Source organism: Massilia aerilata (assembly GCF_042656905.1).
Classification (GTDB): domain Bacteria; phylum Pseudomonadota; class Gammaproteobacteria; order Burkholderiales; family Burkholderiaceae_D; genus Telluria; species Telluria aerilata.
Genome location: NZ_JBHSMZ010000016.1, coordinates 58,669 through 72,896 on the forward strand (window position 1 = coordinate 58,669; position 14,228 = coordinate 72,896).

13 protein-coding genes, 1 pseudogene and 1 other annotated feature are annotated in these 14,228 nt (G+C 59.0%); of the genes and pseudogenes, 4 read left to right on the top strand and 10 right to left on the bottom strand.

The window, feature by feature from the left end; genetic code table 11:
- The first annotated feature begins 232 nt into the window (after window positions 1–232).
- From ACFPO9_RS19820 to ACFPO9_RS19835, 4 genes are read left to right on the top strand one after another with little or no spacing between them, the layout of a single operon-like run.
- Window positions 233–1,165 (top strand): hypothetical protein, encoded by a 933-nt coding sequence (locus tag ACFPO9_RS19820; RefSeq protein ID WP_379773883.1) that lies wholly within the window; start codon window positions 233–235, stop codon window positions 1,163–1,165.
- A 36-nt stretch (window positions 1,166–1,201) separates the two neighbouring features.
- Entirely contained in the window at window positions 1,202–1,639 is a 438-nt protein-coding gene (locus tag ACFPO9_RS19825; protein WP_379773885.1) for a hypothetical protein, read from the top strand.
- Window positions 1,636–2,073, top strand: a complete 438-nt coding sequence (locus ACFPO9_RS19830; protein WP_379773888.1) for a toxin-activating lysine-acyltransferase — start codon at window positions 1,636–1,638, stop codon at window positions 2,071–2,073. Before ACFPO9_RS19825 ends, ACFPO9_RS19830 begins: the two co-directional genes overlap by 4 nt.
- Window positions 2,048–4,186: a peptidase domain-containing ABC transporter gene (locus tag ACFPO9_RS19835; protein ID WP_379773890.1), complete on the top strand. Its 2,139-nt coding sequence runs from the start codon at window positions 2,048–2,050 to the stop codon at window positions 4,184–4,186. Before ACFPO9_RS19830 ends, ACFPO9_RS19835 begins: the two co-directional genes overlap by 26 nt.
- A gap of 120 nt (window positions 4,187–4,306) precedes the next feature.
- Here ACFPO9_RS19835 and ACFPO9_RS19840 read toward each other — a convergent pair.
- The 10 genes and pseudogenes from ACFPO9_RS19840 to ACFPO9_RS19885 all read right to left on the bottom strand — a co-directional run bounded on the left by ACFPO9_RS19840 (window position 4,307) and on the right by ACFPO9_RS19885 (window position 14,108).
- Window positions 4,307–5,412 (bottom strand): annotated as a pseudogene (locus ACFPO9_RS19840) (IS3 family transposase).
- Window positions 5,135–5,251: a sequence feature (AL1L pseudoknot), on the bottom strand. Its footprint overlaps the pseudogene before it by 117 nt.
- The gene (locus ACFPO9_RS19845; RefSeq protein ID WP_379773892.1) at window positions 5,403–5,990 is read right to left on the bottom strand and encodes a TadE/TadG family type IV pilus assembly protein; all 588 of its coding nucleotides are present in this window, start codon (window positions 5,988–5,990) and stop codon (window positions 5,403–5,405) included. Before ACFPO9_RS19845 ends, ACFPO9_RS19840 begins: the two are co-directional and overlap by 10 nt.
- 1 nt (window position 5,991) lies before the next feature.
- Window positions 5,992–6,504 carry a TadE/TadG family type IV pilus assembly protein gene (locus ACFPO9_RS19850; protein ID WP_379773895.1) on the bottom strand — a complete coding sequence of 171 codons (513 nt, stop codon included), beginning with the start codon at window positions 6,502–6,504 and terminating at the stop codon, window positions 5,992–5,994.
- Window positions 6,501–7,949, bottom strand: coding sequence for a TadE/TadG family type IV pilus assembly protein (locus ACFPO9_RS19855; RefSeq protein ID WP_379773897.1), 1,449 nt, complete (start codon window positions 7,947–7,949; stop codon window positions 6,501–6,503). Before ACFPO9_RS19855 ends, ACFPO9_RS19850 begins: the two co-directional genes overlap by 4 nt.
- A 533-nt stretch (window positions 7,950–8,482) precedes the next feature.
- Window positions 8,483–9,010, bottom strand: coding sequence for a hypothetical protein (locus tag ACFPO9_RS19860; protein ID WP_379773899.1), 528 nt, complete (start codon window positions 9,008–9,010; stop codon window positions 8,483–8,485).
- A gap of 325 nt (window positions 9,011–9,335) precedes the next feature.
- Window positions 9,336–10,088, bottom strand: coding sequence for a hypothetical protein (locus tag ACFPO9_RS19865; RefSeq protein WP_379773901.1), 753 nt, complete (start codon window positions 10,086–10,088; stop codon window positions 9,336–9,338).
- A gap of 22 nt (window positions 10,089–10,110) precedes the next feature.
- Window positions 10,111–10,650 (bottom strand): DUF2059 domain-containing protein, encoded by a 540-nt coding sequence (locus ACFPO9_RS19870; RefSeq protein WP_379773903.1) that lies wholly within the window; start codon window positions 10,648–10,650, stop codon window positions 10,111–10,113.
- 39 nt (window positions 10,651–10,689) lie between these two features.
- Window positions 10,690–12,285: an OmpP1/FadL family transporter gene (locus ACFPO9_RS19875; RefSeq protein WP_379773905.1), complete on the bottom strand. Its 1,596-nt coding sequence runs from the start codon at window positions 12,283–12,285 to the stop codon at window positions 10,690–10,692.
- On the bottom strand, window positions 12,285–13,325 hold the full coding sequence (locus ACFPO9_RS19880; RefSeq protein WP_379773907.1) for a transporter: 1,041 nt from the start codon (window positions 13,323–13,325) through the stop codon (window positions 12,285–12,287). The genes ACFPO9_RS19875 and ACFPO9_RS19880 overlap by 1 nt, the downstream gene beginning before the upstream one ends.
- Window positions 13,326–13,346: 21 nt before the next feature.
- Window positions 13,347–14,108, bottom strand: coding sequence for a C39 family peptidase (locus ACFPO9_RS19885; protein WP_379773910.1), 762 nt, complete (start codon window positions 14,106–14,108; stop codon window positions 13,347–13,349).
- Between the last annotated feature and the right edge of the window lie 120 nt (window positions 14,109–14,228).

Here is a 14,228-nt window from a genome sequence, read left to right on the forward strand (position 1 = left end):
CTGATCTCTTACCATCCAGTTCTTTCGTGAGATGCACTGTTGTACCAATTCGCAGTGCCTCAACCTTATGGGAGAACCCTCGCCTTCAGCCTAGAAGAGGGCTGCTGGAATACGCGTATGCACGCCCGGATTCGGCAGAAGCTAACCTGCTAGGCGGTACAGGACAGTGTACGGAGAGCGCTATGGTGGGCAAGGCCTTGCGGCGAACGGTGGTGGCGTCAGATGCGGGCTGATGGGAGACGTGCAGATCAAGGGGGTTGGTCCCAACCGACTTGCCGGTATGACAACTGAATTTTTTCACCGTTTTGGCGGGGCGACACTACAGGAGGGAATTCTCGAAGCAACATGGGGCGAAATCGTTTCTCACGTTCTCCCTTACGGGAGTGCTCGAACGTACGGGTTGCTTGACACATCTATGACTGTCCCTGTGAAGTTCCCTCGGACTGATGGACCGACGCAAATCGCGCGCGTTCTCATCTTGCGTGAGCCGAAGCTTCGTCCAGCGCATTTTTTCCGCGCTGTGTTCTTCAAACCTGACGATACTACAAGGTTGCCACATGACACTCAACGTACACGACGCGCGATCCGCCGAATCGGCCACGCCATGGCTTGTCAAGGCTTGATCGCCCCCGAAACCTTAGCAAATATACCCTCGATCGAACAAGGACTGATTAAGCTCTTTGTCCGCCACGCTCAACAAATTGCGACAGCGAGGGCCAAACGGCTCATGCATGGATCCCTCACGTCATCAAATGTCGGAATGGATGGATCTTGGCTTGACTTTGGGAGCATCTCTGCTCTCAGCGATTACGGTCGTATCATCATTCCTAGAGGAGCGCCAGATTTTCTTCGGGAAGAAGCGCTCTTCTTTAACACGGCAGAGAACCTGATCTTCTATTTACGTAAATACTTTCCCCGTTTTGCAGAGGAGTCAGAGCTCACGGCAACTCAACTATTCACTGTGATGCAGAAAGAGATAAAACGGACATTTTCGTGCGAACTCATAAAACTCAGCGGTTTTTCGGAATCTCAGCTAAAAACGTTTCCACGGGAGTTAGCTCACAATTTCGCGAGTGTGTTGCAGACCATACAGCAAAGCGGAAACTCGATGCCGTTCACTATCCTTTCCACTAATAATGACGACCTGCCAACGATGCCGCATTAAAGCGGCACTTATCATCTCAACACGATATTGCAGCAGTTGGCGATCTCGCATACCCCTGCGATTGCCGAACAGCGGGTTACAACGCTGCCAAATGCTCTACGGCATCAGCTCATCTCCGCCTATTTTAGCTGCCTCAACATATTAGCGCACGAGGAAGGCAAAACTCCGGACTGTCTTATTACCCGTTTGCATGCGTTAAGGCTAAATGCTCCCCTGACGCGCCTTTGGCGGACCAATCTCTATCCGGAAATTGAACAACTTATTCCTGGAAAAGATGATTTCCGAACATTCATTAACGGGCTTGTAGAGTATGGAATCGAACGACTGTCGAATGAGAATGAGGTCACATTTAAAGCAGTAGACAATCTCCACTATGCTCTAAATAGGGTGGGATTGTTCAGAACTGGCCTTCGACTCGGCGCTGACGAGGCACTCGACATCATTCAGAAAACCTTCGGACAAAAAGAGCTATGAAAAACTTCTTGCTTCTGCATGAGGATCAGGCCCAAAGCACGGTGCAGTCATTGGGCGCACTTACACAAATTATGACGGCGAGCAAGGCGCATCAGACGCGCGACATGGCTTACTTCCGCCATGTGATCAATTCGCTGCTGGCACATGACCAGATTGTCATCCTTTATAACGCTCGGAAGGAGGCAGTTGCTTACTATTGCTGGGCATTTCTGGCGCCCGACGTGGAGAAACGCGTGATCAGCACAGGCCAGTGGAATCTGCACATCAGCGAATGGAATGAAGGAACTTCGCTATGGCTCGTCGACCTGGCGGCGCCTTTTGGCCACATCAACATGGTCGTGCGGAATATGAAGCAACGCTTTATCACTCAGCCACGTATAAGGTACGGCCGTATCCAAGCAACCCGGTATGTCGTCCGTGAAATCCAGAAATAAGGTGCTGGAATTGCATAAGACACTTGAATTTGGAACGAAGCGGGTTCATGCGATATTCCAGAGTGAGGCCAGCGAGTGCGGATTAGCGTGTCTCGCGATGATTGCCGACTTTCATGGCCTCCAATACGATCTTCGCTCTCTAAGAAACCGCTTTGGATCTGCAGGAAACGGCCTTACCCTGTCCAATCTAGTTAAACATGCAAATGCTCTTCAGTTGAACGCACGCGCGATAAGACTGGATCCTCACGAACTTATTCAACTAAAATGCCCATGTATTCTCCACTGGAACATGAATCATTTCGTCATCCTGGAACGCGTCGGGGGTCGCTCAATAGTTATTATTGACCCAGCAGTTGGACGGCGCAAGATTACTTCCAAAGAGCTTTCGAAATGTTTCTCGGGCGTCGCCCTTGAACTGACGCCAAGTCTTGAATTCAAACCAAGAGACGAGCGCCAAAAAGTCCGCATCGGTAGCCTTATCGGTAGTGTAACCGGCCTTTACCGAGCGTTGACAACAGTGTTTGTCTTTGCTCTACTGCTCGAAATGATCGCGTTGTTATCACCATTACTTAACCAATGGATGGTCGACGATGCCCTATCTGCGCTCGACGCTGACTTGGTCAAGTCGCTGGTGTTCGGCTTTGGCTTGCTGCTTATTTTACAGACCATGATTGGGTTGGCTCGTTCATGGACTATGATTTACCTGTCCACACATCTCAGCCTGCAATGGTCTGCTAATGTATTCCTACATCTACTTAATCTTCCTGAGACATGGTTTCAACGTAGGAGCCTGGGGGATATCACGTCCAGATTCTCCGCACTTGGTGCAATTCAAGGCACATTAACTGGCGGCGTCATCGGTGCGATGCTCGACGGAATCATGGCAATCGCTACTATTTACATGATGTTCGTCTACGGCGCTCAACTGGCGATAGTGGTCTGTTTCGCTGTCTTAATGTATGCCGTGCTCCGGGCACTTTCCTATTCGTCATTTCGGCAAGCCGGGTACGAAGGGCTCATATTAAGTGCGAGAGAGCAGAGCTACTTTTTGGAGTCGATTCGTGCGGCTCAGGCAATTCGTCTATTTAATTATCAAAAGACGAGGCAGTTACGCTGGACCAATCTTCGGGTTGATGTTTTGAACCGTGCTCTGCGAACCCAGCGCTTTGCAACTATTTTCGGCTTGGCGAACACCGCAATCTTTGGTGTTCAGAATCTGCTGGTGTTTTGGATTGGATCTCGACAAATTATGTCAAGCAATGGCGCATTTACCGTCGGTATGCTTTTGGCATTCCAAGGCTATGCTAGTCAATTCAGCGGGCGCTTGAGTGCTTGCATCGACAGGGCCATCGACATGTTTATGCTATCGTTGCATGGCGAACGGCTCGGCGACATTGTCCTGACTGAGCGCGTCGATTTGAAGCAACTGCCTGGCTCAGCTCCTTCTCTTCCCCACTACCGGATCGAATTGGTTGACGCTGGATTCCGTTACGGACCTGATGAGCCGTGGGTGTTCCGGCAATTGAACGTGTCTATCGCTCAGGGTGAACATGTGGCAATCACGGGCATCTCCGGGTGCGGCAAATCGACACTCGCAAAGGTCATTCTCGGACTCCTAGAGTTATCGGAGGGGCGTCTTATCATTGGCGGCAGAGACGTAACCGAGGCCCCATTGCAGATCGATGGAATTGTCGGAACTGTTATGCAGGAGGACATGCTGCTATCTGGCTCCCTACTGGACAATATTTCGTTTTTCGACGATCAGGCATCCATGGAACGGGTTGAGCGCGCCGCCACGCTGGCGCAAATCTCTGACGAAATTGAAGCGCTCCCAATGAAATATCTAACCCTTGTCGGGGAGGCCGGAGGCACGTTTTCCGGAGGGCAAAAACAACGTATTCTTCTCGCGCGCGCGCTCTACCGAGAGCCAAAGGTGCTTATTCTTGATGAAGCCACGAGCCACTTGGACACTAAAAATGAAGCCCGTGTGAACGCAGCAATCTCTCAGCTCCGCATGACGCGGATTAGCATTGCACACCGCCAAGAGACAATCAATAGCGCAGATAGGGTCATTCGTCTGCCCCTCGAAAATGTGTCGATGCCGAATAAGTAGCTCACTCTCGACCTTCTCTGGCAGCACCGGCTTCTTGACTTTGATACCAACGCCGTTCAGGGAATCAAACGTAAGTCAGGCTGAACCGCCCCGGCTTTCGTGGAGGCCGGTTAGTGTGAGTCAGGCCGGGATGGCTTGACTGCTCAGTTGCTCGTAATAGTTTGCCTCAGCTTCCGCCAGCGGTATATAGCCGAGCGGTTCCAGCAGGCGGTGGTGATTAAATTAGGACACCCATTCCAGCGTGGCCAGTTCGACGGCCTCACGCGTTTTCCACGGAGTCCGACGGTGGATCAACTCCGCCTTGTAGAGTCCGCTGATAGCCTCGGCCAAGGCATTGTCATAGCTGTCTCCCTTGCTGCCCACAGACGGCTCGATGCCGGCTTCTGCCAGGCGTTCGCTGTACTTTATCAATACGTATTGCGAGCCCCTGTCGCTATTATGGACCAGCTCGTTTCGTTCGGGCTGACGGGTGTACAGCGCCTGCTCCAAAGGGTCGAGCACGAAGTCGGTCCGCATCGAGTTGCTGACGCGCCAACCAACGATGCGCCGAGCGAAGACGTCGCTCACGAAAGCGACATAGACGAAACCCTGCCAGGTCTAGACGTAGGCGAAATCGCTGACCCACAGCTGGTTTGGCCGCTGTGCCTTGAACTGGCGATTAACCCGATCAAGCGGACACAGCGCCTTTGCATCGGCAACCATCGTGCGCACAACCTTGCCACGCATGACGCCACGCAGGCCGGCCTTGCGCATCAGGCACTACACCGTGCAGCGAGCCACCTCAGTTCCCTCACGTTGAAGTTGGCGCCACACTTTGTCGGCGCCGTACACCTGCAGGTTTGCTTGCCAAACCCGCTCAATGTCGACGCTCAGCACATCGTCACGCTGGACTCGTGCACAGCGCAATGCCGGGTTGCGCTGCTGCGCTGCATAACGCCAGTAGCCCGACGGCGCGACCTGCATTACCTTGCAGATCGGCTCGACACCGTAGGCATGGCGGTACTGGTCGATAAATGCCCTCACGACTTGAAGTGGCGGCCGAGCTCCGCTTGGGCGAAAAACGCACTCGCCAGACACAGGATCTCGTTTGCCTTGCGCAGCTCGCGCACTTCGCGCTCCAGGGCCTTGATGCGCTCTTCTTCAACAGTGATCGGCCCTAGACGCTGGCCGGTATCACGCTCTTGCTGGCGTACTCAGCGACGCAGCGTTTCAGGTGTCAGGTACACGGTATGGCACCGGCAGTGGCGCCAAGGCTGCCAGCTGGAACGATCGTCTCGGCGGATGGCAGTTTCATCCCGGAGAGGTCAAGGAACGGGAACACCATCTGGTAGGGTAGCTGGGTGCAGTTGCCCCCGTCATCCATTGATGCGCAAATCCTTGCACGAACGAAGCGAATGCAACTGTCACCAGTCGGGTCGGTCATACAGTTCGACCGATTGCCGGCGGGGCATGCTGGAAGTTTACTCATGTGGTTGAAGTCCCAAGTCGCCTTTGAGACCGACAAATAATCAATCTTGACGTGATCGGCGGTGACGGGGTCTCCCAATGGCAGTGGACCAGCTGAATTACGGAAGACCGCGTCGGCCTGGATCTTGCGTATTGCGGCAGTGTCCGTGTAATCGGCGTTTGCCGCGGCGGCGGCGGCACGGCGGGTAACTTCTTCCAATGTGTTCAGCAGGAACTCCACGCGTGCCAGCTCGAGTGTGGCGAACACAACCGTAAAAAAAAGAATCGCGACCACCGAGAATTCAACGGCTGCGCTTCCCGCCTGCCTTGTCCGTCCTTTGAATGCAGTCCGCTTCATATCAATTCCCCAGGTAGCGAACTGGCGCAACAGGTGACATATACATGCCTTCAACTTCGCTGCCTGTGATCGGATTGATGTAGGGTACGTTGACCGCTACGTCCATTCGAAACAATGTGTTGTTAGCACCTTTAAAGACCTGCGGCGAACATCCATTCATCTGTGGCGTTTTGCCTGTTCCTACTAGGTACATGCATGAGATAACTGGATCCACGGAGACGCTTTCCGGGACAATGCCGGCCAACTCCTTTGCAATGAGCTTCTTTGCCAGAGTCACGGCAGCAAAGTTGCCATCCGGCCCTGCCGTTGTCATTTCCAACCTTGGCGCTGTTGAAAGATAGACTGCAGCATCGTGCGCGGCTTTTTGCACGGCCATGTACTGCCGGAAATAAAAAGCGTAGAGGATGGACGGCAGACCAAGGAATAACAATAAAAGAGGAAGTACGATCGCCGCCTCGACCGCAATAGCCCCGCGTTCGTACTGACGAGCACTTGTCTTGAATGTTCGTTTCATCGGTAAAGCCTCGCATTTCCACCTAAGACAGTCTCGGTGTTCATCCCGGCGAACTCCGCATAAAGGGAGGATGAGCTTGCTGGGACCGTCATGAAGAACTTCGCAATTCCGAGCACGGTTGCCGTCGAGATCTCGTCTGAGGAAACCGGGCAACTCAACAATGGGACGTTGAGCACTCGGGTGTTGCGGTAGGACTTGTAGCTTGAGCTTCCACCGGCTGCTTGATATGGCGTTGTGCTTGGATAGGATTGTGCGACAGGCTGCCCTGGGTTGTAGACCAAGCCCCAATCCGTCGCAGCGAAGGTGAGATAGCCTGTTACGGGCTCGACGCCTCCGTGCGCTACATAGTCGGAATATTTGGCTGCCTTGGCATACGACCACAATGGGCCGTAAGCCGTCTTCGTCGCATCGCTCGGCTTTTCCGCCACCGTCAGTAGCGGATCCGGCGCCGCCAATGCGTTGGCGGAAAGATTGTCCGGCTTATATTTCATCCATGTTGCGCCGGCAAGATCGAAGCTCTTGACGACCGGATCCGCCGGCGCCGTCGATGACTGACATGCCGCGACAGTACCGAACCGGGAGTTTAACTGCACGTAGAGCGGGTCGATCGGAAAGCCCCGCTCGACCGTGACTCCACCTCGCAATGTCGGTATCGCCATCTTCCCGGTACAGATGAACGGTCCGACGACGTCCATCCGATCTTTCATAGTCGTGCCAAGCGTGCCAGGTGGTGCGACTGGATTGATGAGGAAATTTTCAGGCAAACGCCCATTGGGGTTCAGGTTCATGAGGTTGTAGCTGACGCCTCGCCTGAAGCCATACTCTACCAGTTCTCCTGATGGGAGAGATGCTGCGCTCGTAGTCGAGTTCGCGCAGATCGCGAGCGGCAAGACATTGAGTGCATCGCGGCCAGCCACCGCCGATGCTGTCACATGCGATTCCGCCAGGGCGGACGACAGGACTGGGATGAAGAAGTTCGAGACCTTCCCATGCTTGGCGTCGAGGGCCGACGTGTCGACGCGGGCAAAAAAAATCTGCGAAGCGCGCCCTTTTGCTGTTGCCGCGTCCATCCAGCCGCCTGAGCCACCATCGGCATCCGTACCAAATTTAATCGCGTCGTTGGACCAGGTAACACCATCAGTGCTGTACGAGAAGGTCGAATACTCTGCAGTTGCCCCAGCCTCCGCGACTGCCTTGTCGATGCCCTCCGGCGTGCCATCCAGGGCGACGGCTGCAATCAAGGCGGCGGCATCAACAGCCGTTTGCAGTTCCGCTTTCCTGTTATAGCTGCGGCTGAGGTCAAGCGCCATTCCGAACATGCCCAGCATGATGAGAATGACAAAAGGGGTCATGATCGCAATGGCCCCATCTTCCGCCCCTTTCCGGCGAAAGCGCCGGTGATGCCTCGCGATAGGTAAAGCTGGCTTCGTTGTTTCGATGGGCACGGATCGCTCCTGCTGGTGGCTCAGCCATCTGTCGGGACAACTTGCAAATAGGAATCGTAGAGGCTTGCAAGCGTAATACATTGAGGGGCCGCAACATGATGTAACTGGGTAGCCAGCGAACTAGGCGCTTAAAGTTGATGAACGCCGACTCATTGCTCATCTTGAGTTGCTACGTAGACATAACTACTTCAGGGTCGAAGTCGCCAAGCGGGTAGCCCGCGACTTACCAGCGAAGGAGTTTGTATGCGACCACCAATGAAAAGACCAAGCAATTTGCCGCAAACAGCCTATTCCCAACGTTCTTTTATGCGGCATTCGGATTCTTACTCGTTCAGGTAGCAGCGATGCCAATGCATGGTTCCTGGGGCTTTTACGTTTGCTTTGGCCTACCAGGACTCGTCTTTTGACCCACGGCCGACACCGTCATACCGGCGCGTCGCGCACGTGCTGTAAGCTGGCATCTGCTGCTGTTCATTGCAGGTGTTTGCGCAGGCCTCCGAATTTCTGCTGGTTCAGTAATGCTTCTTGACGAACTAAACCGCTGCCGACAAGACCGCGGCCGGGGCCACGCCCGCCGCCGCACCCGGCGCCCGCAGCGCGATGCGCCAGCAGTCGTCGGACGCCCAGCTGAACGCCCAGGTGCGCCAGCTGGTCTCGACCCTCGCAGCGCGCCGCAAGAAGGCGGGCGGCGGCGTCGACAGCAACCTGAATTTCAGCGGCAAGCCGGCGGTCCAGCGCTTCCGCATCCGCGGCCTGGACCTCGCTTCGCTGCGCGGCAACGGCCCGCAAAGCCTGGCCTTCTCGGTCGGCGGCGTCGGCGGCCCGCAGCTGTCGGTGAACATCGACCCGAACCGGACCGACGAAGAAATCGCCGCCGCCGTCAACCAGGCACTGGCGCCGATGGGCGTGAACGCAGGCCTGGATGGCCAGGGCGGCTTCGTGTTCACCACGCCGGAAAGCAACTGGCCGGCGGTGAAGGACAGCATCGCGATCAGCGGCCGCGGCCGCGTGGGCACCGAAGAAGTCGCGGCCGAACTCGCGCCCCAGCAGTGGACCGGCAACGGCATCGGCGGCGACGCCCTGCGCGCCAGCCTGCGCGAAGTGGTGCAGGCCCTGGAACGCGGACGCCGCTCGCGCGACGACGCCAGCAACGCGCTGTCGGCCGCCACGGTCGAAATGACCCAGGCCATCACCCCACCCCCGGAAGCCGAGGAAGCGGTGCAGGAATTCGCGACCGCCGCGTCGAATCCGGATTACGAGTCGCTGCTGTCGCTGACCTCGGCGCTGATGGGGGGGCAGCCGGAAGCGGGTGCTGGCGCTGCCGGGACTGAAGTAAAGTTGGCACGTCGTGCCCGCGAAGGCGGGGACGACGTTCAGCCCAATCGGCTATCTGGGCTTCACGCTGATCGTCGTCCCGCGCAAGTCGATATCCTTGATCTCCACGCTGCCGAAGCTCGGTCCCGGCGCACTGCCCACGCGGATATTCTTGAAAGCGATCTCGCCGATGGTACTCGGCATGCGCAGCGTGATCGAGCCGTCCTTGTTCACCACCGCGTGCGAATTCGCCGCATCGTAGGTCACGCCGCGCACGGTGGTGTCGGCCGACAGGAACATCGCCAGCGGATTGAAGACTTGTACCAGTTCGCCCAGCACGCGCACCCCGCCGTCCGGCAGCGCGTGCGTGACGTTTTGCGCGGTATGCACACCGGCGAGACCGGTCAGCATCGCCAGGCGCTGGTCCAGCTGGCGGGCCTGGTCGCGCAGCGCGTCGTCGTCGCGGCCCTGGGCCATGATCTCGCCCAGCTCCTCGTCGGACAGTTCGCGCAGCGCGCGCTCGCCCAGCGCGCGGGTCGAGACCGCGGCGGCCGGCGCCGCCGTCACCGCGGCGTAGGCGTGCAAGGGTCCGAGCAGGGCCGTCGCCAGCGCCGCCGCCATTCGCAGGTTGCGCTGGCGCCGGATCGCGCCGCGCACCTGGGCTTCGGTGATCAGCTTCATGTCGGCCAGGATCTCGCCCAGCCGCCGGCCGCTCTTGCCCTGCTCGCGGATTGCCGCGTCCAGCTGGTCTTCCGAGATCAGCTTCTTGCCGAGCAGGATCTGCCCGAGCTGCGATTTCTCGCGGGTCTGCGTGCTCCAGTTCATCGCCCTGTCCTCCCCTCAGGTTTTATTGGCCGACCGCCGTGCGCAGGCGCAGGCCCACGCGGTTCTGCAGCTCAGTCATCTTCGGCTGGACCTGCGGGCCGTTGGCCCTGGCCACGTTGTCGCCGACGGTCTTCTTCATCTCCGGCACCAGGCCCTCGAACTTGGCCAGCACCGGCGATTCGAGGATGTCGGCCAGCTGCTTCAGCTCTTCAAGGCTGAACTTCTGCGCCAGCAGCGGCGCCACGCTGGACTGCACCACCGCCTGGGTGCTGGCGCGCAGCGGCGGGGCTTCCTTCTCGAGGAAGGCGGTTGCTTCCGCCGTCACGTCCTTCATCGCCGCCTCCTGCTTCTCCGCAGGCACCCGGCTGGTCACCACCACGCGCGACTGGCGCACCATCTCGGCCACCGGCGCCTGCAGCATCTGCAGGCCGACGTTCTCGAGCGCCATCTTGGCCAGCACACGGTTGACAAGCACCTGCTTCTCGGCAGGCACGCCGGACGCGGCCTGGGCGCAGGCGCCGCCGCCGAAGACCAGGCCCAGGGCCACAGCTATCACAGACATCGATCGGGACATGCTCATCACCACACTCCAGGTAAAAGTTCAGAACGGACGCACGTAGGAAGCGCCAAAGTACCGCACGATCAGACTGCCCGACACGGTGGTCGCCGCATACGGGTTGTAGATCAGGTTGAAGAAATCGTCGCAGTTCAGGTTGCAGTTGCTGCGGGCCGGGATGTCGTAGCTGCCCTTGATGTAGCTGCCGGTAACGTTAACCTCGGCGCCGCTGTCGAACTTGTAGCGCAGGCCCAGGCTTTTCAGTTTGGTGTCGGGCAGCGGGGCCAGGAGGCTCATCTGGTTGCCCGGGATCGAACTCTTGCGCGGCTCGTAGCCGGCGCGCAGCGACAGCTTCTTCGTCACGTTGATCTGGGTGCCGAAGCTGTAGTTGACCACGCTCTTGAAGCCCATCTTGAAGGTCGCCTGGTGCGAGTTCGCATAGCCGAACAGGCGCGCCATCTCGAGCAGCTTGACGCTCTGGTCGAACTCGAAGGTCAGCTGGTTCCACTTGTTCCAGTCGGCGTAGCTGACGTCGGCGTTCAACTGCACGTAGTCGGTGGCCATCAGCTTGATGCCGGCCTGGACCCGCCACGGGAAGGGAATCTTCGCCGTCATGTTCCCGCTCTGGTACTCGGGAATCTCGGCCGGCATGCCGGTAACGGCGCCGACGATGGGGCCGAGCAGGCTCGAATTCAGGCCGCGCACGAAGCTGCGCAGCATCGGGTCGGCGTGGACCATGTACTGGCCGCGGAAGGTCGTGTCGCTGCCGCCCTGGTACACCAGCCCCAGCGCCAACCACTTCTTCGGCTCCCACAGGATGCCGATGTTGAAGGTCGGGTCGAAGGAGGCGTGCATGTCGAAGTCGATGTTGGCCGCCTTCTTGAAGGGGTCGACCATGCCTTCCGGGCCGCCGCCGCACAGGCCGAAGGTGAGCGTGTCGATCACCGTGCCGTTACCGTCCGGGCACATCGCCCTTTGCAGTTGGCCGACGGTGCCGAGCAGCTTGTTCGGCGCGCGGAAATCGGTGTTGATCGCGAAGTTCGTGTACGCGATCGGCACCGCCAGGCCGATGCGCAGCGTGTCCGAGACCTTATACGCGGCGGTCGGCGACAGGTAGTTCAGGCGCTGCAGCTGGATCAGGCGGCCGTCGAAGCGCGCCGGATCGTTCGGGTCCTTGGTGCGGTCCACGCTCATCGCCTGCGACAGGTAGACCAGGGTGCCGAAGGTCCAGTTCGAGCCCGGCGCGTTGTACGAGAAGCCCAGTCCCGGCACCGCCACCGCCGGCAGGCGCGCCTTCGGGATGCCGATGTAGGGCAGCGCCACCGCCTGCCGCACCGGCCCGCTCGACATGCCGTTGATCGGGTCGTCCTTGAAGCCGCCGATGTCGATGTCGGGCGCGGTCACGAACTTGTTCGGGTTGCGGATCGAGGCGACGAAGATGGTGTCGATGTGGTGGGTGCCGGTCAGGCGCGCCAGGCCGGCCGGGTTGAAGTGGATCGACTCGATCCCGGGCGGGTCGGCGGTCACCGCGTTCCCCATCGCCATCGCGGTCGGGCTGGTGGCCAGGTTGTCGGTCACGCCTGCGCGCGCGCCCGGCGCGAGCACGGACAAAGCGGCGGCGATGGCGAGCGGGCGGCGCATCATTTCAGCAGCAGCGGCACGCTCATGGTCAGCGACAGGTTCGGCGCGGATGCCGTCAGGCCCGCGCCGACGGTGACGTTGACCGTGGTCTTGGGCGTGAAGCGGTAACCGAGGCCGATCGACAGGATGCCGGCGCTCTGGGTCTGGGTCTGCGCCGTGGCCAGGGTACCGGCCGCGTTCTCGAAGCTCAGGGTGGAGCGCGCCGAGATCGATTCCTGGAACGAGAACGAGGTCGTGATCTTGTACGACAGCGCGTAGGCGAAGCCGAGGCCGAAGCCGAAGCTGGCGCCCGGTTTCACTTCGCGCAGCGTGGCGCCGGACAACTGCTGGTGCAGGTGCTTGGCCTTCAGGCCGTAGCCGACGTTGACGGAGCCGAACAGCGCCACCGGGTCGACGATGCGGGTCACGTTGGCGCCCAGGCTGAAGTTGTTGGTGCCGGAGCCGGTGGCGAGGCCTTTCTGGCTGTCGACCTTGAACGGGCTTTCGCCGGTCGCCAGGCGCACGCCGCCGGTCACGGTGAAGGTCGGCTCGTCGCGCTTGACCTCGAGCGGCTGCCAGCGCACGTTCAGGCCCAGGTCGCCGAGGGTGTGCGAGACGCCCGAGTAGCCGGCATTGTCGGCGTAGCGGCTGATGAAGGGCATGACGACGTTGGCGGTCAGGTTGTTGCGCACACCGTAATCCATCATCAGGGTGTTCGTGACGGTATGCGAGCTGCTGTTCTCGATCGAGAACAGGGTCGCCAGGCCGGAACTCAGGTCGGTGTTGATCTTGTCCTGGCCGATGTAGGCGTAATTCAGCTCGTAGTTCAGCTGGATCTGCCCCTTGCGGATCAGCGAATACTGCTTGTCGACGGCGGTCAGGGTTTCCTTCAGCAGCGTGGTATTGTCGGCGTCGCCCTCCTTCTTCGCCAGCGCGTCGCGCACCGCATCACTGGTCGCGGGCGTGGAAGTCTGCTGGGCCCGGGCCAGGGGTTGCACGAACAGGCTGCTCAGGGCCAGCGTCAGGCACAGGAGCGGCGCCGGCAGGGAACGGATCTTCATTGGTGGTCCTTCGTGATTGGTCTATTGTTTGCGGATCGAGACGCCGCCGAAGCCGTTCAGCAGGCGCTCCATGCGCAGCTGGTCGTCGATCGGGCGCAACAGGCCGCGGTCGCGCACGCGGTCCATGTCGGTCACGCCCAGCTCGTTGTCGGACAGCGCCAGCTTCAGGGCCGGCGTCCTGTCCTTGGGCGGATAGGCGATGAACAGGGTGTTGCGGTCCCACAGCGTGGCGAATTCCTCGACCGGGAAGGTGATGTTGCCCATCGCCGGATCGGCCAGGAACACCAGGCCGCCGCGCACGCCGCGCAGCACCACGAAGTGCTTGAAGCCGGCGTAGTCGATCGGCACGATGCCGGGCTGGTCGAGGGTGAGGAGGTCGGCGATCTCGGCGCGGAAGCCCGCGCTCTGGACGTTGATCGACGCCAGGTAGCGCTTCATGTCGAGCAGCGAAAAGCCGCGGCGCTCGATGATCTTGTCCTTCTCGCCGAAGGCCATCATGCCTTCCATCGACTGCTGCTCGCTGACGTCGATGCCGAGGTGGTATTTGAGGATGGTGACCAGGGCCGCCGAACCGCAGCTGTAGTCGTAGGCCTGGTGGACGATGTTCTTGTACTTGAGCTCGGAGAACGGCTCCATGCTCACCGTCTGCACACCGGCGGCGGCCACCGACATCGTGGTCGGGATATCGAAGCTTTCGAGCGGACGGTCCTTGGCCTCATGCTTGGCAAGTATGCCCGCGCCTCCCAGCATCGCCGCCAGGACTCCCAGCAGGATTGCGATCATTCATGTCTCCCCGGGACGCGTCTTGCGTTCCCTTTATGGTTCTGCTTCCGGCGTGGCGTTTTGACCACGTTTATTGCAGTTTTTCTATATTTTGTATGCAGGCAAGCTTTCTCGGTGTTA

Excerpts from the sequence above, each read along its gene's own strand:
- ACFPO9_RS19820 (WP_379773883.1), top strand. The coding sequence starts at position 233 with ATGGGAGACGTGCAGATCAAGGGGGTTGGTCCCAACCGACTTGCCGGT.
- ACFPO9_RS19830 (WP_379773888.1), top strand. The coding sequence starts at position 1,636 with ATGAAAAACTTCTTGCTTCTGCATGAGGATCAGGCCCAAAGCACGGTG.
- ACFPO9_RS19835 (WP_379773890.1), top strand. The coding sequence starts at position 2,048 with ATGTCGTCCGTGAAATCCAGAAATAAGGTGCTGGAATTGCATAAGACA.
- ACFPO9_RS19845 (WP_379773892.1), bottom strand. The coding sequence starts at position 5,990 with ATGAAGCGGACTGCATTCAAAGGACGGACAAGGCAGGCGGGAAGCGCA.
- ACFPO9_RS19850 (WP_379773895.1), bottom strand. The coding sequence starts at position 6,504 with ATGAAACGAACATTCAAGACAAGTGCTCGTCAGTACGAACGCGGGGCT.
- ACFPO9_RS19865 (WP_379773901.1), bottom strand. The coding sequence starts at position 10,088 with ATGAACTGGAGCACGCAGACCCGCGAGAAATCGCAGCTCGGGCAGATC.
- ACFPO9_RS19870 (WP_379773903.1), bottom strand. The coding sequence starts at position 10,650 with ATGTCTGTGATAGCTGTGGCCCTGGGCCTGGTCTTCGGCGGCGGCGCC.
- ACFPO9_RS19875 (WP_379773905.1), bottom strand. The coding sequence starts at position 12,285 with ATGCGCCGCCCGCTCGCCATCGCCGCCGCTTTGTCCGTGCTCGCGCCG.
- ACFPO9_RS19880 (WP_379773907.1), bottom strand. The coding sequence starts at position 13,325 with ATGAAGATCCGTTCCCTGCCGGCGCCGCTCCTGTGCCTGACGCTGGCC.
- ACFPO9_RS19885 (WP_379773910.1), bottom strand. The coding sequence starts at position 14,108 with ATGATCGCAATCCTGCTGGGAGTCCTGGCGGCGATGCTGGGAGGCGCG.